Origin of the sequence: Pseudoclavibacter sp. Z016 (genome assembly GCF_002931215.1) — a bacterium.
In the GTDB taxonomy this organism is placed as follows: domain Bacteria; phylum Actinomycetota; class Actinomycetes; order Actinomycetales; family Microbacteriaceae; genus Pseudoclavibacter.
In genome coordinates this window covers 237,344-257,045 of sequence record NZ_PSTU01000017.1, presented here as the reverse complement: position 1 = coordinate 257,045, position 19,702 = coordinate 237,344, and the positions used below count along the sequence as shown (strand labels likewise).

The 19,702-nt window shown below is 63.6% G+C and carries 14 protein-coding genes; 8 read left to right on the top strand and 6 right to left on the bottom strand.

What is annotated here, in order from left to right:
* Positions 1–359 precede the first annotated feature (359 nt).
* From rpmH to C5B99_RS16405, 8 genes are all read left to right on the top strand, one after another.
* Positions 360–497, top strand: a complete 138-nt coding sequence (gene rpmH / locus C5B99_RS16450; protein WP_068484134.1) for a 50S ribosomal protein L34 — start codon at positions 360–362, stop codon at positions 495–497.
* A complete protein-coding gene (rnpA, locus tag C5B99_RS16445; RefSeq protein ID WP_258063465.1) occupies positions 436–894 on the top strand; it encodes a ribonuclease P protein component in 459 nt (152 codons plus the stop codon). The genes rpmH and rnpA overlap by 62 nt, the downstream gene beginning before the upstream one ends.
* Positions 894–1,193 carry a membrane protein insertion efficiency factor YidD gene (yidD, locus tag C5B99_RS16440; protein ID WP_104244026.1) on the top strand — a complete coding sequence of 100 codons (300 nt, stop codon included), beginning with the start codon at positions 894–896 and terminating at the stop codon, positions 1,191–1,193. Before rnpA ends, yidD begins: the two co-directional genes overlap by 1 nt.
* A 31-nt stretch (positions 1,194–1,224) precedes the next feature.
* A complete protein-coding gene (gene yidC / locus C5B99_RS16435; protein WP_104244024.1) occupies positions 1,225–2,235 on the top strand; it encodes a membrane protein insertase YidC in 1,011 nt (336 codons plus the stop codon).
* Positions 2,236–2,274: 39 nt separating this feature from the next.
* A complete protein-coding gene (locus C5B99_RS16430; protein WP_104244022.1) occupies positions 2,275–2,784 on the top strand; it encodes a R3H domain-containing nucleic acid-binding protein in 510 nt (169 codons plus the stop codon).
* Positions 2,785–3,064: 280 nt separating this feature from the next.
* Complete coding sequence (rsmG, locus tag C5B99_RS16425) at positions 3,065–3,703, top strand: 16S rRNA (guanine(527)-N(7))-methyltransferase RsmG (protein ID WP_104244020.1); 639 nt, start codon at positions 3,065–3,067, stop codon at positions 3,701–3,703.
* A 6,926-nt stretch (positions 3,704–10,629) separates the two neighbouring features.
* The gene (locus tag C5B99_RS16420) at positions 10,630–11,553 is read left to right on the top strand and encodes a ParA family protein (protein WP_104244018.1); all 924 of its coding nucleotides are present in this window, start codon (positions 10,630–10,632) and stop codon (positions 11,551–11,553) included.
* 458 nt (positions 11,554–12,011) lie between these two features.
* A complete protein-coding gene (locus tag C5B99_RS16405; RefSeq protein ID WP_104244180.1) occupies positions 12,012–12,986 on the top strand; it encodes a ParB/RepB/Spo0J family partition protein in 975 nt (324 codons plus the stop codon).
* A 174-nt stretch (positions 12,987–13,160) separates the two neighbouring features.
* On the opposite strand, the gene C5B99_RS16400 is transcribed toward C5B99_RS16405, so the two are convergent.
* The 6 genes from C5B99_RS16400 to murJ form a co-directional block, all read right to left on the bottom strand.
* Entirely contained in the window at positions 13,161–14,123 is a 963-nt protein-coding gene (locus C5B99_RS16400; RefSeq protein ID WP_104244016.1) for a D-alanine--D-alanine ligase, read from the bottom strand.
* Positions 14,124–14,158: 35 nt separating this feature from the next.
* Positions 14,159–15,481: a PLP-dependent aminotransferase family protein gene (locus tag C5B99_RS16395; RefSeq protein WP_104244015.1), complete on the bottom strand. Its 1,323-nt coding sequence runs from the start codon at positions 15,479–15,481 to the stop codon at positions 14,159–14,161.
* A gap of 150 nt (positions 15,482–15,631) precedes the next feature.
* Entirely contained in the window at positions 15,632–16,117 is a 486-nt protein-coding gene (gene ybaK / locus C5B99_RS16390) for a Cys-tRNA(Pro) deacylase (protein ID WP_104244013.1), read from the bottom strand.
* Between the two features lie 24 nt (positions 16,118–16,141).
* Positions 16,142–16,465: a thioredoxin gene (gene trxA, locus C5B99_RS16385; RefSeq protein WP_104244011.1), complete on the bottom strand. Its 324-nt coding sequence runs from the start codon at positions 16,463–16,465 to the stop codon at positions 16,142–16,144.
* Positions 16,466–16,556: 91 nt separating this feature from the next.
* Positions 16,557–17,549 carry a thioredoxin-disulfide reductase gene (trxB, locus tag C5B99_RS16380; RefSeq protein WP_104244178.1) on the bottom strand — a complete coding sequence of 331 codons (993 nt, stop codon included), beginning with the start codon at positions 17,547–17,549 and terminating at the stop codon, positions 16,557–16,559.
* A 71-nt stretch (positions 17,550–17,620) separates the two neighbouring features.
* Complete coding sequence (gene murJ / locus C5B99_RS16375; protein ID WP_219819668.1) at positions 17,621–19,702, bottom strand: murein biosynthesis integral membrane protein MurJ; 2,082 nt, start codon at positions 19,700–19,702, stop codon at positions 17,621–17,623.

Sequence of the window (19,702 nt, the reverse complement as noted above, 5' to 3'; positions counted from 1 at the left end):
CTTGGCTGCGCACTCGCAGCATGGTCAACGCACCGGCCGTGTGGCACTGGTGCGCAAGTCATTGTGATCTACCCGGTGAGATATCCACAACTTCTGTGGACAAACGGGCCTCTGCCTGTGCATAACTCGCAGAGGTAGGGGTCCAGCCTACGCCGGATCAGGGCGTGCGCCAATCGCTTTCGCTGGATCCGGCATGTCGCCGCTCCTCGGCACGAGCTCGTGAGCATAATGCGGGGCTTCTGGCGGCAGTTGACTGCCAGGCGCAGGTCACGTAGGTTAAGGCAGTTGTGCCCTTCGGTAGGGCACTTGTGAAAATCCGTACGGCGTCCGCCGATCGGGTCGTATCTTCCGGAGTTCTCATGTCGAAGCGTACTTTCCAGCCAAACAACCGCCGTCGCGCGAAGACCCACGGCTTCCGCCTGCGTATGCGCACCCGTGCGGGTCGCGCCATCCTCTCGGCTCGTCGCCGCAAGGGACGCACCGAGCTTTCCGCGTAGCTTCTTGCTTCCCTACGCGAACCGCGTCACGAAGGGCGATGACTACCAAGCCATCGTTCGACGCGGCGTTCGCGTGGGTGCTCGGGGAATCACGGTCAGCGTGCGCGAGCGCGACACCAACGACACACCTACTCGCTTCGGCTTCATTGTCTCGAAGCGGGTAGGTGTGGCCGTTGTGCGCAATCGCATCCGTCGTCGACTCAAAGCCGTCTCCAGGGAGCTTCTCCCTGAAGTGGGGTCGGGCTTCGACATCGTCTACCGCGTGCACCCTGAAGCAGCTGCGCTCGGATTCGAGGAGCTGCGGGAGCGTGCACGGTTCGGATCCTTACGAGGAGTGCGTCGTATCGCCGCCAGCGGCGACGAGAGTGCACCGAGAACCGTGAGCTCGAGCACCTGATGGGCGGCTCACTCCGCGCGGTCGCGCTGTTTCCCCGCAACGTCGTCATCGCTGTGCTCAACGGCTACCGGCTGTTGATCTCTCCGCTCTACGGAGATGTCTGCCGGTATCACCCCAGCTGCTCCGCGTACTCTTTAAGAGCCGTGCAGGTTCATGGCGTCCTCCGGGGCGGCTTCCTCACCGGGCGACGACTCGTTCGTTGCCACCCCTGGGCTGCCGGAGGCATTGACGACGTGCCAGAGCCTGAACACAGAACCACCACCACTACTGCCCACGGATTCGTAGTCCAGGGCAGCTAGCGGCATCTAAGAGAAAGACGTCACCACACTCATGGATATCCTCGGAACCATCCTGTGGCCGATCAAATGGGTCATCGAGCTCATCTTGGTCGGATTCCACTCGCTGTGGACGACGCTCGGTCTCGATGGCACAGACGGCTGGACCTGGATCCTGGCGATCCTCGGCCTCGTGCTCGTCGTCCGCTCCGCCATGATTCCCCTCATGGTGAAGCAGGTGAAGTCCCAGCGAGCCATGATGGATGTCGCTCCTGAGATCAAGAAGATCCAGGACAAGTACAAGGGCAAGCGCGACCAGTTCTCCATGGAGGCGATGCGCCGCGAGACCATGGCGGTCTACCAGCGCACCGGCTCGAACCCCATGGCTGGCTGCTGGCCGCTCCTCGTGCAGATGCCGATCTTCTTCGGCCTGTTCTCTGTGCTCAACGGCGCGCAGCACAACACGGTGGGTGTCGGCCTCCTCAACCAGGAGCTCGCCACATCCTTCTCGCAGGCAGACATCTGGGGCGCACCGCTGAGTGCGACGTTCCTCAACAACGACGGCAACGTCGGAGTGCAGATCCTCGCCGGCGTCATGGTCGTCGTGATGACGGTCTCCCAGTTCATCACCCAGAAGCAGATCACCTCGAAGAACGTGTCGCAGGCGACCAAGGAGTCGCCGATGTACCGCCAGCAGCAGATGCTGCTGTACATCCTGCCGCTCACGTTCCTGGTATCCGGTGTCATGTTCCCGCTCGGTGTCATGACGTACTGGCTCATCTCGAACTTCTGGACGATGGGGCAGCAGTACATCATCATCCGCAACATGCCGACGCCCGGCTCTGAAGCCGCGAAGGCTCGCGAGGACCGGCTCAAGGCTCGGGGCAAGTGGGTCGAGCCTGAGCGCAAGGACGCCAAGGGCAACGTCATCATCGAGGCACCCGTCCAGCAGCCGGTGCAGCGAACGCAGCCCGTGTCGAAGAACAGGGCCAAGAAGAAGGCCTCCGGCGGCAAGCCGAGCGGTGGCACCTCGTCGGGCAAGAGCAGCCCACCTGCCAAGAAGTAGCTCCCCAACTCTCGCTGCCACACTGTTTAAGGAACCCGCATGACTGAAGCAACTCCTGAGACCATCCCCGCAGATGTCAGCACGCCGGACCCCCGTGACGACGGTGACATCGCGGCGGATTACCTCGAGGAGCTGCTGGACATCAGCGACGTCGACGGTGACCTCGACATCGAGGTTCGCGAGTCTCGCACGTACATCTCCGTGAACTCAGACGGTGAGTCGAACCTCTCGAAGCTCGCGGATGGTGAGACGGTTGATGCTCTCCAGCACTTGACTCGTCTGGCCGTCCAAGCCGAAACCGGAGAGTTCTCGAGACTCATTCTGGACATCGGCGGCTCGCGCGACGCGCGCCGCACCGAGCTCGTCGGTCTCGTAGACCGGGCCGTGACTCGCATCGAAGAAGGCGCCTCATCGGCTGCGCTTCCCCCGATGTCGTCCTACGAGCGGAAGATCGTGCACGACATCGTCTCGGAGCGTGGCTACGTGTCCGAGTCGGAGGGCGAGGCGCGTGAGCGTCACACCGTCATCCGCCCAGTCGCGTCTGCCTGATCTAGGACTTATCCACAGGAGTTTCCACAGGCGAGAGTACGCTCCTCGGCGAGTTCTGCACCTTCCCTCGTTAAAAGCCTGGTCAGGGGCTTATTCCAGGTGATTTGACTCTTGTCCCGCCTCGATCCCGCGTTCTCCACAAAGTTATCCACAGCTTTGTTGTCCGTGGACGACTGTCAGGCGGGTGCGGTCGCCGCCGCACGTGTCAGACTGGTTCGAGCTGATTGCGGGAGGCACTGCAGTCTGGCGTCAACATTCACGTTCGAGAGGGATCTCCCGTATGACTGAGCAGCCGACCGAGGTCGAGGTCGAGCCGGCGATCGCCGCCGAGCTCTTCGCTGACCGTATCGACCTTGCGCGGGCGTTCACGTCCGACCTCGCCCAGTACGGGGAGCAGCTCGGTCTGGTTGGACCCCTCGAGTACCCGCGGTTGTGGACGCGCCATATCGTGAACTCGGTGCTCATGGCGCCGCTGCTCCGTCCGGGCCTCGTCGGAGACATCGGCTCTGGTGCTGGCTTGCCGGGTATCGTGCTCGCCATCGCACGTCCTGATGTCAACTTTGTGCTGATCGAGCCGATGGAGCGTCGTACCGACTGGCTGCAGCGTGAGGTGGATGCGCTTGCCCTCGAGAACGTGCAGGTGCGTCGTGCTCGTGCCGAAGAGGTCCACGATGAGTTCACGTTCGACCAGCTGACAGCCCGAGCAGTTTCAGCTCTGAGCAAGCTGATCCCGATCACGGTTCCGCTCGTCCGCTCAGGCGGCGAATTGGTCTTCCTCAAGGGACGCTCCGCAGAAGCGGAGATCGAGAAGGCCAGCAAGGTGATTCGCAAGTTCGGACTCATCGATGTTCGCGTCGAAGAACTCGGGGAAGAGCTGGACACCGAGACGACGCGAGTTATTCGCGCGACGGTCGACTGACTGCTCTCGTTCGGTCGTCCTCAGAGTCACAGTTAAACGCTGACTCTTTGTATCGGTGGAGTTCGATGCAGCTTGGTTTTCTTCGTGAACAACACGGGCGCGGTATTTATCTCACGTGAATCTGCCGGTCATTGTCGATCAGGTGTCCCGAAGTCGGATTCTTGGTCTGTCGGTGTTGAATCCGCACGGAACAGCGTGCCGTAGCTCTGGAATCGGAGTCAGTCGGTCAGACGCGAACCGTTCTCGCTCATAGATGGCCCAGGCGCCGTCCCCACGTCACCTGACGCCAACCCCTCGATCAGTTGCGAGAGCCTGTCGCGCACAGGCAGTCGAATTCGGGCCGTCGTTCCTTTCGAACTGTGTGCTCCCGACCCATTCGTATGAAGCTCTTCGTCAACGGCGGCTGTTTCACGTGAAACGGTGGATTTTCGTGGCGCGTTGTTATCCAGAAGGCCTATGCGCCGCGAAACTGTCGCTCGCTGCGCATCCATGAGTCGTGCCTGACCACCGTCTGACCGACGTGGCTCATGGCGGCGGCCACGGGGGTGTGGGGGGTTCAGATGCCTTGGAAGCGTGCCCCGGACATTGGCGGACTCGGAGAGCTGACCGGTGGCAGTGCCGATCGTGGTGTGGTGGTGGGCGGCAAATTCTCTTGCCTGTCGCCCTTAGCTCTGTCGCTCTCTGCTACCGCTCTCCGCCCGTTGCTCTTTGGATAGGTGTGGAAGGGCACATGAAGGCTCGAGCCTTCATGGCGCAAGCCGAGACAGTCCAGAGCGAGTGCAGGAAGTCTGAGGCCGCTGTGACCGCCCTGAACCGCCCCGACCGCCCCGACGCGGTTCACTGATCTCTGAAGTCTCGCGTGCCATCGCCGTGCTGGCGCGAGGAAGACTACGTGACGAGCTTGCGGCCAGCTACTGGTCACGGCGGGCTGCGGGCGACAGACGAATGGCGGTGGGGGTGCGGTTCCGGTTCAGTTGGGGCGATACAGGTATGAGCACGGGCTAGGGGCAGAGGAAGGAGGAGAGCGTCCGAGTCGGTAGCGTCTGCAAATCGAGGCGCGGCGCGTGAAAGCCGGCATTGTCACTGTCCGTCCACAAGCTTGTGGGAGCGCGCGTTGGGCGCTGGAAGCTGGTCTGGTGTGGAGATAGCTTCACTGTCACTGTCACTGTCACTGTGACTGTGACTGTGACTGTGACTGTGACTGTGACCCTGCCCCTCTCGTTGCCCCTGTCCGTGCGCGGATCGGCGTTGGCTGTCTGGTGGGGTGCGGTGCTGCTCCCAATCGTCTGGTTACCCGTGTGGGGCGCACAGACCTGGCTGTGGGACCGTACCCGCTCGGGACTACCAAGTGCGATTGCATTGATGATGAGCTCACGTGAGCCGCTCGGTTCGGTCGCGTCGCGGGCAGGGCCTTCACATGACTATGTTCACGTGATCGAACTCATGAACTTCAACCAGTCTCAATGTGTAGTCTTCAAATCGTTCCACGTGAAACATCGTGCAATTCAAGATCCAAGATCGAGAATTCCGCGATGGCCGCCAGTTGAGCTCCTCGCGCAGTTTCAGAACTTCCTTGTTCAAGACGGGCCGGTCGTCCCGTTGTCGATCTCACTACTGTTCATTCCAGGAACGGCTTGTGTTTGTTTCACGTGAAACGACGGTGGTCGGACCATCACAACGCTCAGGCCAAGGCTTGCAAGCTCGTGGTCACCCGATCGGGACATCGAGCTCGCGCACCCGCGTACTCCCGCACCCGGGTACTCGCTCGTTGAAGCGAGGAGGAAGTACTAGGCAAATAGGGTGCGTGCAATCCCTCGTACGCAGCCTGTTGGAATGACCATTGGGCTGAGCAAGCGCGTACACCCATGGATCTCCCAAGGCACTGCCGATCGGATTCCCTCTGCCCCCAGTGGCCCCGAAGTCCTGGGGACCACTCTCACCATGGGTTGGGAGAGGGGATGGGATGAGATTGAGCGGGCCAGCCGAAGCATATCGACCGTGTGAGTTTGCGGTCTGGAGTCCGAATCAAGTGCAGCGACAGCACTAGGGGTGCCAAGTTGAACTGCGTCTCTGCGTCTCTGCGGCGGCCTAGCTGCCTAGTGATGCAGTGATTCACTGACTCAGCTGCGTGAAGTTTCGAGCGTTGACGTTCGATGTGTCCGATCTCAATCGCACGCCGGAACCCGGTCGCGGCAAATTGGATCCAAGCTCGCGGCCGCTGGGGCCGGCTAACGGTTGGTGGAGCGCGAGAAGCAGTACTGCTTTCCATTGGGCCGTAGGCCCGGGCGTTCGGAGTCGCTGCACTTCGCCTCGTTCGGAAGGATACGGATCGTGTGACTGAGAGGGTTCGCGAGAATGCGTTTGTCATCGAATCAGGCGCGGCAGCAGAGTCCCAGACAGGTGCAACGACTGAACTGTGGATCGTAACCGCGGCGCGAAGTGGGTAGCGGTCCTGCTCCGGCTGTAGGTAGTGAGAGTCTCTAGGGCGGTGTGTTCCACGTGAAACGGATGATTGTTGGCGCTTGAAGCTAGAGCACCAGGACTCGAACACCATGAGGAGTCGGTGTCGCCTCGTTGTCGACTAGCGGGCTCCAGCAGCCGGCCGTCGCCGAATACTGAATGTTCAGCGGCGGCATCTGGTCCTCTCTGTGGGGCGGAGCGGAGTGTTCCACGGGGCTCAAGGAGTTCAGCTCGTCGAGCGCGCCGGCTGGGCTCACCGGCCTTGGGCAGGGGCGCAGAGCTCGGAACAGTGCCACCTTGTCAATCTGAGACTCTTGTCTGTCGACGAGTTGAGAGTGCTCTCTACGCCGTGGCCGGACTCGATTCAGCTCCAAGTAGGTTAATAGGAAAAGAGAACCTCAGGTCAGCCACCCACCATGTGGGAGATCTATCGGGACGCGTCTTCGGGCAGCGGGCCGGAGGAACGGTGTCATCCCAGCCGCGAATCCTGAGATGAGGGCTGTGTTCCACGTGAAACAGAACGTGACGGCTGACGACCGACAGCTGACAGATCGAGTCACGTCTCGGGCGATGATGATCGTGCGCAGAGGCCCTTCGCATAAAGCTAATGCAACGGAGTGGGCCGCCCTGCCAGACCGCATTTGTGTAAGCGTCGATGGTCCATCTCTCAACAGTGATCTGCTCCGCGATCGATACCTACGGGAGTTCTCGATCGATATCGGCATGAGTCGCCGTGGACTGTCCGTCTCCAGGTGCTCAAGCAGTGAGGTCAGGGTAGTTCCGGTGCCCGTGGCTGCTAGAGGTTCTGATCCGTGGGAGAGAGGGCGGCAGTCACGGATTGCGACTCGTGCGAATGAACGCTTCGGGCCAACTGCAACACAGTCCTACACGTCAATTGGGCCCGCCCGAGTTTTGGGAGTGAATTGCGTTCCACGTGAAACGTCACGTGAACGCTCAGGAAGGCACCGTCCAGTGGAGAAGGAACGACAGCTTGGTGAGATGCGCCCAGAGTCATGCTGGCTGGCCTCGTCAACGGTTCGCCGTTAGCGGCTGCTGCGCTGGGGCTCGACCACCGTATTGAGCGCTAGGAATGCGCCCCGTTTCACGTGAAACGTGGTCTGCTAGCTGGGTCACCTGAACTCTCAAACAGCAGCAAATGCCAAAGGGCAACAAGCAACAGCACCTCTGGATCATGGCACGTCTGTGCCGCGAGTGATCGGAGTGCGTTGAGAACAGGGGCTTGCTGGCGAGGTTAATGGGTGGGTCTAGGGGGCTGAGAGGCTCCCGCAGTGCTGACAGTCGACTGGTGTGGTGGAGTCTGGGTCCCAGTGCTGGACAGACATGGAACAAATGGAGTGGTCTGACGGGACTCGATTAGGTTCTCATATGAGTTGCGTGAGGTACTCATGTTCAACCGCTACCGACCCACGGGTACCCCGCGGTTGTGCTGCAACGTGGAATCGGCATGACACAAGACAGGGAGTGAAGGCGTTGGCGAAAGCAGTCGGTAGCCTAAGTTGAATTAGGCCCGTGGTTCCAGTCGTGACCGTCGCCGTGAGGTGCAGTTGCGATCCGCTGGTGTTCGGAGCTCATCATGGAGCCCTCATCACATGACCGGCGCGCGCTCGGCTATCCCTTGAATCTCAGCGTCCGATGGTCTTGTTTCTGAGCGCCGGACCGGACTCTTCGGTTCGAACTTCGAGGTCTCGCACTTGCGAGGTCCGGTGCTCATTCTGCGGCCCGCACAACCCGCTGACGTGGATATTGGAGTCCTCACACTCTTGTCGTGTCTTCCAGGTCGAGCCGTGCGGCTTTGTAGCTGTCGGGAGCTTGAGACCCGACCTGGCTTGAGGCCCGAACCGAGCTGTCAGCCGTCGGGTTCTGTTCCACGTGAAACGAAGCCAATACCTTCGTCTCGGGGTCTGTGGAAGGGGGGCGATCCATTAAGTCCCATCGTCACAAACAAGGCAGTCCCGTGGGACGTGTAAGCTGAGCGGTCGAATCTCGTCGTCCGTCGGTCCGTCCCATCAGGCCCTGTGAGCGGGCCCATACTGGGCCCCAGTAGGGCCGCCGCCTAGGGTCTGGGCGCAGGCTGATCGTGCAACGGACCAGAGCAGAACCAGCCTCTTTTCAGGTGTTTCACGTGGAACGAATCTTGAACGCCTAGCCCGCTGGGTGAGACCGAAGCCACGTGTGAAGTACTAGCCTCGGCTCGGCATTTCCAGCGAAGCAAAATACGCAGAGCAGGATGCACGTGAAAGCGTTTGCTGGGCGAGACACGGAGCCCATGCTGCGTCGCGGCGGGCATTAGACGAAGAAGCGTGAATGCTCATGGGCTCGTAGGGGCGCCGTACCGCGGAGATCTCGTTCCACAGTCTCCTTACCCGCACTGCGTGTGCGCAGTTGTTTGACTAATGATTGTCGCCGCATTTTGGGCCCGTAGTGGCGTTTGAGTGGTGGCGGGTGATTAGCCGAGGTGTCAACGAAGTGCCCGCGCCGGTGCATACAGGGGGTGGTACTTTCCCTTCGCCAGCTGCATCGCGATCCTGTTCGTCGACGTTGGGCGCCGTCGCCGGCTGAACATCAACGATTCGCTCCAGTGGTGAGGGTGGGTGCCTCGTAAGAGGGTCGCAAACCCCTTGCTAGTCTCTTGGCCCCCGCAGAGACGGTGGCGGGCGCCAAACAATGGTGGGCTCACGTCCTCCGTGTGTTCCACGTGAAACGGACTGCAGTGATGACGCTGACTTCCTTCAGAGCGATTGAAGGAGGTCAGCGGGTCAAGGTCACAGGTCAGTGAGAGCCGGCGATCAATCAACACAGGGATCTCGCGCGCAGGAGGCGAATGAGATCGAGTACTCTCCATCTCTCCATCTCTCCATCTCTCCATCTCCTCGTCTCTTCGCGTTCCGCGTTCCCGTTGTGTGCTGTGGGGCTGGGACCCTGCGGTTTGGTCTGCTGGCCCCTCAGTGCCCTGTCGTGTCTTGTGTCCGAAGTCCACGCTGATTTGCGTCTCTGACGGACTGGACTGGTGCCGAGGAGAGAGCAGACTAGGGCGATCCTCCTGTAGCGGCCGGAGCTCATTGGTTTCGTGGCCTGAGGAAGAGGTGAGTGTCCCATCGGGCCTATTTCGGCAGCCTCTATCGGTCCTGTCCTCAGATCGTTGCTCCTCGCCACTACTGCGGCAGCGATGATGACAACCATGGGTCGGCCCACTGGGACGAACTTGCGCGTCGCACACAGGAGGGTGACATTGGGCAACCCCGATTCAGGCCTGTCGAAAGCTCTGAGGTTCGGTCCGTCCTCAAGCTCTTCTTGCGCACCATGATCATCGGTCTTCAGTCGACGGTCGGTTCTGAGGTCGAGTGCGGGCTCGCTCGGGAACATTGAAGGACGGGGTAGCTTGGGTGCAATTCCGGCCGTTCCACGTGAAACGTAGTCGTCGAGGTGAATGGACGTCTGTTGAGTGGCACGCCTCTCCCTTCGCGCAGATTGCCCGCCACTGCAGTGGCCGGGGTGCGGTTCGAGTCCACTGAGGCGCACACAGCCGTGTGCCCGTTGGTGGACCAGGTCGTGCTCCTGCTTCGGCCTCCGCTTCCGCGGCGCCGGTTGTATCTCTGAGCTGCGGAGGGGCAGGCCACGCCGTCGCTTACGACAACAACAAGGACGCCGGCCTCCTGACTGCCCCGTCGGTCGTGCTGGTCTCGCTGATCCCTCCCACTTCATAGCCCGTAGGTCTGGTCAGCAGCAGGGTCCGCAGATCCGTTCGACAACGGGTCCCGACGGGCTGCAGAATCCAGTTCCGCCCCGTGATGGCTCGCCGGGTCCTTGGCCCCTCGCCATCGGCTTCTCTTCTGAAGGTCCGGGTGCTGTTGGCGGTAGACGGTGCGGTCGACGCGGGATGCGCCTACCGCGTTCGGATCGTGATTCAACGCAGGGTGCTACGCAGTCCAGTTACACGGTCCTGAGCTTCGCATCAGGGCGAGTAAAAATGCACGGCGGCGAGCTGTTCGTGTTCGCGGAGGAATGGGAGCGGGCGCCAGGCAGGCATCCGGGCTTTCGTGCAGTTACCCGATGACCAGCGTTTCACGTGAAACACAACCCGTTCGTGGGCCCCTGAGTCCGTGGATCCGCTCCGTGGGTCCGTGGGTGTGTACGCGCGTGCGCCACTTCCCCTCACCTCACTCCTGGGGGCTCCAAGTTTGAGGCTACGAGGAGGGCGGGCTTGGGCATGGGCGAGTTCGAGTTGGCTGGTCGAGCCTTTTCAGATCCCGCTAGGACCAGCTATCGGTGTCAGCTGTCTCCACGACACCTCAACCCTCTAGCTGAAGTTGATGATGCCGGGACTATGTTCCACGTGAAACCAACTACCCCCACCGCGGTGCACTGATTCCACAAGCCTGAGCGTCACCGCGTTTCCGCGTGCGATCTGGGGCACAATTGAGACGTCTACTTGAGGGAGAGCATTCTTGAAAGCTTCATCTGCCGGCGATGCCGCTTCGCCACCAGCGTCGCAGCTCGACGATTCACCGCTCGCCACGGCTCTCTCTGAACTGAACCAGCGGAGAAAGAGCCTCGTCAAACGAGAGGTTCCCCTCCCCGATCACACGCGCATCTTCACGATCTCCAACCAGAAGGGTGGAGTCGGGAAGACAACAACCGCGGTCAACCTCGCGGCGGCCCTCGCGACGCTCGGCGCCCGCGTTCTGGTCATAGACCTGGACCCACAAGGCAATGCTTCTACTGCGCTCGGTATCGAACACCGTGGTGAGACCGCGGGAACCTACGAGGCTCTCCTCGACGGAGAACCGCTCAGCGAGCTCATGCAGCAGTGCCCAGACATCGACACCCTCTGGTGCGTGCCGGCGACACTGGACCTGGCGGGCGCAGAAATCGAGCTCGTCAACCTCGACAAGCGCGACTACCGCCTGCGTCAGGCAATCGCTGGGCTCCTCGACGAGACCACAGGCACTGACCAGGAATTCCACTACGTCTTCATCGACTGCCCTCCCTCGCTCGGCCTGTTGACCATCAACGCCTTCGTCGCTGCGCGAGAGGTACTCATCCCCATCCAGTGCGAGTATTACGCCCTTGAGGGACTCGGACAGCTGATCTCGAACCTCAATCTCCTGTCACAGGACCTCAACCCGCAGCTTCGACTCACGACGATCCTGCTGACGATGTACGACGGGCGCACCAACCTGTCGCAGGAGGTCGCCGCCGACGTTCGAGAGCACTTCCCACAGGAGACGCTGAAGGTTGCGATTCCTCGCACCGTCCGTATCTCGGAAGCCCCGAGCTTCGGCAAGACCATCATTTCCCACGAACCAACCTCGACCGGCGCGATCGCGTATCTCGAAGCGGCCGTCGAAATCGCCCAGCGAGGAGCATAAACAACATGGCTACAAAAAAACGGACCGGACTCGGTCGGGGCATCGGGGCACTCATCCCCACGTCAGACCGAGGTGCATCACGCCCCTCCGACGTCTTCTTCGACAGCGACACACCTGCTTATCCCACGACTGCATCGACGCGTACCAATGCAGGAAAAGAGGCGACAACGGTCGCGTCTGATGCCGCGGCGGCCGAAGAGGCGGCATCAGACGACGCCAAGACCGCAGAGACGGGTACGGAAACGAAGCCCCCCGCGACTCGTGCAAGTCGTGCGAGAGCGGCAACGACCAAGGCCCCAACGGCCAAGGTGTCTGCTGCCAAGACCCCTGCTGCCAAGTCTCCTGCTGCCAAGGCCCCTACCGGAGCCAAGGCCCGCACCACGGCTGCGAAGGCAGCTTCAAGCACCTCCGCGACTCCGAAGAACGGGGCTGAATCGAAGAAGATCGATTCAACCAGCATGGTCGACGACACCCAGGAGCTCACGAGCACCAGCGCACCCGCGTCGGAGCGTTCGCCCGAAGCGCTCGATGCGGCTGCTGCGCCGAGCAGTGCGGACAGCGACAACGGCGTCGACGGAGACGGCCTTATCGAGATCCCTGGTGCGACCCTGCGCGCCCTGGACCCGAGCCGGATCGTTCCGAACGCGCACCAGCCTCGAACCGAGTTCGACGAGGCCGCGCTGCAGGAGCTCATCATCTCCGTCCGCGAGTTCGGGGTTCTCCAGCCGATCGTCGTTCGCCCGATCCCGGCCGACCACCCGCTCCGCGACGAAGCCGACTTCGAGCTCATCATGGGTGAGCGTCGCCTGCGGGCGACGAAGGCAGCCGGTCTCTCGAGCATCCCGGCCGTCATCCGCAATACCGAAGACGACGTCATGCTGCGTGACGCGCTCCTCGAGAACCTGCACCGGAGTCAGCTCAACCCGCTTGAAGAGGCGTCCGCGTACCAGCAGCTCCTCAACGACTTCGGGATCACGCAGGAGGTGCTCGCGGAACGAATCGGTCGATCGCGCCCGCAGATCAGCAACACGCTGCGCCTCCTTCGGCTTCCGCTGGAAGTTCAGCGTCGCGTCGCAGCCGGTGTGCTCTCAGCAGGCCACGCCCGTGCGATCCTCAGCGCCGGCGAACCGGCAGCCATGCAGCAGCTCGCCGACAAGATCGTCAACGAGGACCTGAGCGTTCGCTCGGCCGAAGCTGCCGCCGCCAAGTCGAGCAGCGCCAAGGCAGACACCCAGGCGCCCATCCACAAGGAGCCCCGCAGCGGCCTCACCGGGTACCTCGACGAGATCGGCGAGCAGCTCGGTGACCGCCTCAACACTCGCGTCAAGGTCACCCTGCGGCGCACCAAGGGCCAGATCGTCGTCGACTTCGCCTCCATCGCGGACCTGAATCGGATCCTCGAGGAGCTCGGGGAGTCGGCACCCGGCAAGTAGCTCGGCCCACGTCGGCGCCGCACCTGGCGGCGCCGACAGCCTGCCCGTCTCCCTGCCGTCCCTGGACTGCTTCGCCACGCGGGTGCAGGTCCAGCGAAGTCCCGCCCAGAAACAGCTGAGGTGGATGCGCGTCGACCGCACATCCACCTCAGCTGTTCTGCGGGGAAGAGCTGCCTACTCGAGTGGTCCGCGCGCTGCGGCAGATGCGGCGAGCTGCGCGTAGATCGCGCTGAGTTCGGAGTCGTCGGCCTCGATGCCGAGGGGCACGATCGAGGTCTCCGTGAGCCCCGGGATGGGGTCTGCCTCAAGGAACCACACGACGCCGGCCTCATCGACGATGAAGTCGACCCGTGCGATGTCGGAGAGACGGATCGTCGCGACCGCGTGCAGGGCCGCCTCGCTGACGCGTTGGGCTTCCTCGTCGGACAGTCTCGCCGGAGCGTAGTACGTCGTCTCACCGGCGTTGTAGCGGGCCTCGTAGTCGTAGACGCCCTTGTTGGCCACGACCTCGACTGCGGGCAGGGCAAGCGGTTCGCCGTCGAGGTCGAGCACGCCGACCATCACCTCGCGGCCCTCGATGCGCTTCTCGATGAGCACCGTGTCGTCGTAGGTGAACGCGGTGACGAGTGCCTGCGGGAACTCCTCGAACGTCGAGACCGACGTCACGCCCTGCGCTGACCCGCCCTCGACGGGCTTCACGACAGCTGGCAGCTCGATGCCGCGCGCGATGAGGCGCATGACGGCCTCGGCGCCGAGCTCGCGGAACGTGCTGTTCTCGAGCACGATCGAAGGGGGAGTCGACAGCCCTGCTCGCTTCGCGAGAGCCTTCGCGGTCGCCTTGTTCCACGCGAGCCGCGCGGACGTCGGCCGGGACCCCACGTACGGGATGCGTGCGGCGCGCAGCAGCGAGTACAGGGCACCGTTCTCGCCACTCGAGCCGTGCAGCAGGGGCCAGACGACGTCGGGTTTCGACTCTTCGAGAAAGCTGAGCAGGGAGGCGTCGGGTTCGCGGATGGTGACGTTCGCGCCCGCTCGGCTGAGCGCATCCGCGACCCGCCTGCCAGATCGCAGCGAGACGTCCCGCTCATGCGAGATGCCGCCGGAGAGGATGACGACGTGCAGGCCCTCGATGCTCAATGGGGTTCCCTTCGTAGGAGAGTCAGGTGCCGCGGTCAGGAGATGTTGGGCGGCGGCATGTTGACGCGGTCCGCGTCGGGCCCGCGCCGCGTCGACGTTCCGAACGTCTCGACGAGGTCGAGTTCGCCGTTGATGACATTCGCGAGACGCCGCACGCCGAGCTTGATGCGCTCGGGGGTCGGGTAGCAGAACGAGAGGCGCATCTCGTGGCGGCCGCGGCCATCGGCGAAGAACGCGGTTCCTGGCGTGTAGGCGACGAGCTCCTTCACGGCGCGGGGCAGCATCTGCTTCGAATCGAGCTGCTCGGTGAGGCGCACCCACACGAAGAAGCCGCCGTCCGGCTTCGTCCAGCTGAGCTGCGGGAGGTGCTCCTGCAGGGCCTGGTCCATGGCGTCGCGACGCTCCCGGTACACGTCCCGGTAGCCCTCGATCTGCTGTTGCCAGTCGCTCTGCCGCAGGTACTCGGTGACGACCCACTGATTGAACGTCGACGGGGAGAGGATGGACGCCTCGACGGCGAGGATGAGCTTCTCGCGGATGGCGTGCGGCGCGAGCGCCCAGCCGACCCTGAGGCCCGGCGAGAGGATCTTCGAGAACGACCCGAGGTACACCACGTTCTCTGCATCCATCGAACGCAGCGCTGGCAGGCCGGGCTTGTCGAAGTAGAGGAGCCCGTACGGGTTGTCCTCAAGGATCAGGATGTGCTCGCGCTTGCAGATCTCCAGCACGCGGATGCGCCGCTCGAGGCTCATCGTGACGCCGGCGGGGTTGTTGTAGTTCGCGACGGTGTACAGGAACTTGATGGTCCTGCCTTCGGCACGAAGGTGCGCGATGGTCTCCTCGAGCGCTTCTGGGATGAGTCCGTTGTCGTCGATCGTGACGTGGGCAACGTCCGCCTGGTACGACTTGAACGTGCCGAGCGCACCCACGTAGCTGGGTGCCTCCGCAAGGACGACATCTCCCGGATTCAGGAAGAGCTTCGACACGAGGTCGAGGGCATGCTGCGAACCGGTCGTCGTGACGACGTCGTCCGCTGACGCGTCGTTGATGCCTTCGAGGCTCATGACCTGCAGGATCTGCTCGCGCACCTCGGGGATGCCCTGCCCGCCCCCGTACTGCAGTGCCTCGGAGCCGTGCTCCCGCATCATCGTGGAGAAAGCGGAGTGGATGAGCTCTTCCGGGAGGGCCTGCACGAACGGCATGCCGCCGGCGAGCGAAACGACCTCGGGGCGAGAGGCGACGGCGAAGAGGGCTCGGACCTCGCTGGCGGCCAGACCGGCGGTGCGGTCGGCGTAGCTGGTGTACCACGGGTCAAGGTTTCGGCCTGTCTGCGGGCCGACGTCTCCTGGATGCGTCACGGGGTTCCTTCGCGAGAGTCGAAATCCCAGGATACGCCCGCGCCGAGCGTTGTCTCGCGAACCGCATGCAGGAAGTGGACTGATCGGCCCGCGTGCGTGAGCTGCAGGCGAAGTGCGTGCGCACCACTGGTCGCGTCCGGAGCCCCCGAATCAGCGCTTCGAGATCGGTGCGCGATGGCCGTCGACGACCTGCAGGAACGCCGTCGGCGCGACCTCGATGTCGAGCCCTCGGCGTCCGCCGGAGACGAAGACCGTCGGATGCGCGAACGCCGACTCGTCGAGGTACGTCGGCAGTCGCATCCGCTGGCCGAACGGACTGATGCCACCTCGCACGTACCCGGTTCGCTTCTCTGCGAGCGCGGTGTCGGCGAGCGCCGCACGCTTGCAGCCAGCTGCCTGAGCGAGCCCGCGCAGGTCGAGCGACCCGCTGACGGGCACGACGGCGACAGCCAGCTGCTTCTCGTCGAGCTGCACGATCAGCGTCTTGAAGACGCGGGCCTCGTCGATGCCGAGCTTCGCAGCCGCCTCGGCGCCGAACGCAGAGACGCCGGGGTCGTGCACGTAGCTGTGAACTACGTGCTCGACCCCGGCAGCGACGAGCGCCTTCGTTGCGGGCGTTATCGGCGCCCTCGCCATGTCTGCTTCCTTCGCCGGTCGGGTCTAGCCCAGGTAGTCGGCGAACTGCTTCTCGAGTGCCGCACGCGGGTATGCGCCGACGACCTCCTTGACGACCTCGCCGTTCGAGAACAGCTTGAGGGCCGGGATGCTCGTGATGCGGAACTTCATGGCCAGGTCAGGCTCGTCATCGACGTTGACCTTGACGATGGAGAGGTTCTCGTGCGCCTCGCTCATCTGGTCGAGCACTGGGGCGACCTGGCGGCACGGGCCGCACCAGGGCGCCCAGAAGTCGACGATGACGGGACCCGGGGCGTCTGCCACGATCTGGTCGAAGTTCGCCGTGGTGGCGACGATCGGTTCTGACATTGGTACCTCCGTGGGAGTTGTCGTGCTTCGTGGTGAATGGTGTTCGGGGCGGAGTGCCTGCTCGGATTGAGTCTGCGTGCGCTCCGGTCGATCAGACGATGACGGTTTCGCTCTCCGTCACCGCGGCGGCTGCCTGGTCTTCCGACTCCTCCGCGATCGGCTCGGGGAGAGCCGCCAGGAACGCTTCCGCGTCGAGTGCCGCGACCGTGCCGGAGCCCGCAGCCGTGATGGCCTGACGGTAGTGGGGGTCGATGACGTCGCCCGCGGCGAAGACACCGGGGATGCTCGTGCGCGAGGAGCGGCCATCCACCCAGATCGTGCCCTCCTCGGTGATGTCGAGGACATCCTTGAAGAGGTCGATGCGGGGGTCGTTGCCGATCGCGACGAACACGCCCGTCACGGGCAGCTCGGTGCGCTCGTCGGTCGCCGTGTTGAGGACGCTCGCCGACTCGACGCTCGCCTCACCGGTGATGTCCTCGATACGGGAGTTGAGCATCCACTCGATCTTCGGGTTCTGCTCCGCACGCTCGCGCATGATGACCGATGCGCGGAGGTTCTCGGAGCGGTGGATGATCGTGACCTTGCTCGCGAAGCGCGTCAGGAAGGTCGCCTCCTCCATCGCCGAGTCGCCGCCGCCGACGACCGCGATGTGCTGGTCCTTGAAGAACGCGCCGTCGCAGGTCGCGCACCAGGAGACGCCGCGGCCCGAGAGCCTGCCTTCAGCGTCGAGGCCCAGCTTCCGGTAGGCGGAACCGGTCGAGATGATGACCGTGCGCGCCTCGAAGTCGCCGCTGTACGACGTGGAGACCTTCTTGACGTCGCCCTCGAGGTCGACTGTCGTGACGTCGTCGTAGACGAGCTCGGCGCCGAAGCGCTCAGCCTGCGCCTGCATGCGCTCCATGAGGTCTGGGCCGAGGATGCCCTCGGGGAAGCCGGGGAAGTTCTCGACGTCGGTCGTGTTCATCAGCTCGCCGCCGACTTCGACGCTCGAGGTGATGACGACAGGCTTGAGGCCAGCACGGGCCGCGTAGATCGCAGCCGTGTAGCCGGCGGGGCCTGAACCGATGATGATGACGTTCCGCATGAGTCCTCCGCACTTCTCCGAGTCGCGGGAATCGCGGCTCGACATACAGGCAAACGCGTTGAGACTAGCGACTATTCCTTCGGACGAGGTGTTGAACCGCGCCCGTCGTCGTCATCGGCCTGGCTCCGGGCCTCACGGGCGAGACGCGCCTCTTCTTCACGGCGGGCGGCCAGCTCGATCACAGCTCGGCGCTCCTCCTCGCGACGCTCCCGGCGGGTGCGGGGCGGTTCCTGGCGGCCGACCTTCGGGATCTCGGTCGTCCGCGAGTGCATGGGCAGGATGATGCCGGCGGTCGAGAGGTCCTCGGTGGCGCCACCGAACGCCCAGGAGGCCGCGTTGACTCGCTCCTCGCGCTGTTCCTGCTCCGCAGCCTGCCTGCGTTCGTCCGCAGGGTCTGGCTCGATCTCCTCGGATGCGAGATTCCATGGCGTCGGTGCCGAGTCCTCCGCGCCAACGGTGACGGTTTCTGGGAACGCCGGAAGGTCATCCTCGTCGAGCCCCTCCTCGCCGGGTCGGGCTGGACTCGATGGCGGGTCGGGCTTGATGCCGAAACGAGCCAGGAGTGGGCCGGCGAAGCCCCGGAACTCGGGTGACTTGAGCAGCCAGAGCAGGGGGAAGTAGAAGAGGGCCATGATGCCGGCGCCGATCGCGCACGAGACGAGCGCCTGGAAGATGCCGGAGCGGGGGAAGCCGTCCTCCTGGAACGTGCCGAGCAGCACCATGACGATCAGGGCTGGGATGGATGCAGCGATGGCCGCGATCGTGAAGCGCACGTAGGAGCGAACGATGTTCGCGAAGTCGAGCTGGCCCATCCGCTTCCGCAGGATGAAGAGCAGGATCGCGAGCCGCAGGGTCGACATGATCGACTGCATCAGGGCGAGGCCCACGACGATGAGCTCGACCGGCCCGATCGCGGCGAGCGCCATGCCGAAGATGTGCAGTGGCAACGTGAAGAGGAACACGAAGAAGATGGTCTTGGTGTCCTCGAGCGCGTAGAAGGCGCGCTGCACGAGGAACAGGCCACTGAATGGGATGAGGCCGACCAGGAACGCGATGAGGATCGCCGCGATCGAGTTGATGCCGGCATCCGTCGTCGCGAAGATCCGCGCGAACGGCACAGCCACGAGTGCGAGGCCGAACCCGGCGAACAGCAAGAACATGCCGATGAGGCGCGAGCCCTCGGAGAGGTCGCGGATGAAGTCCTGGGGTCTGTCGTCACTGATCGCCGCGCTCATGCGGGTGAAGAACGCAGTGGCGATCGAGACGGCGATGACGGCGTGCGGGAGCGCGAAGATGAGGAACGCGTTCTGCATGGCCGCGATCGACGCGTTCTCACCGGATGCCAGGTAGGCGACGATCGTCTCGACGAGGCCGGCGAGCTGCATGACGAGCAGCATGCCGAGCGTCCACCCGGCGAGCTTGCCGACCTGACCGAGGCCCGTGCCGCGGAACTGGAAGTCCAGGCCGAAGCGCAGGCCGGCGCGACGCCAGAAGAACAGCAGCACGATCGTCTGCATCGCGACGCCGAGCGTGGCGGTGCCGCCGAGCATCGCGATCATCGTCGGGTCCCACGAGTCGATGTTGCGCCCGGTACCCGTCGGGTCGGCGCCGAACACGGAGCTGAACAGCAGCAGGCCTGCGATGCCGACGACGTTGTTGATGACGGGCGCCCACGCGAACGGCCCGAAGAGGCCGCGGGCGTTGAGGATCTCGCCGAGGACGGCGTACATGCCGTAGAAGAAGATCTGCGGCATGCACCAGTAGGCGAACGCCACGAGGAGCCCCAGCTGTTCGGGGCTGAGGCTCGCGCCGTAGAGCGCGCCGATGATGGGCGCGCCTACGGTCGCGAGGATCGTCAGCCCGCCCAGCAGCACCATGGCGAGCGTCACGAGCCTGTTGACGTAGAGCTGACCGCCGTCTTCGTGTCTCGCTGCCTTGACGACCTGCGGCACGATGACGGCGTTGAGGAGCCCGACCGAGATGATCGAGTAGATGTTGCTCGGCAGCTGGTTCGCCCCGGCGTAGGCGTCGGCGGAGACGCCGATGACACCGATCGTCTGCGCGATGACGATGGCCTTCACGAAGCCCAGCACGCGAGACACCATGGTGCCCGATGCCAGGAGCGCGCTCGCCCGAGCGATGCCCTGAGCCAT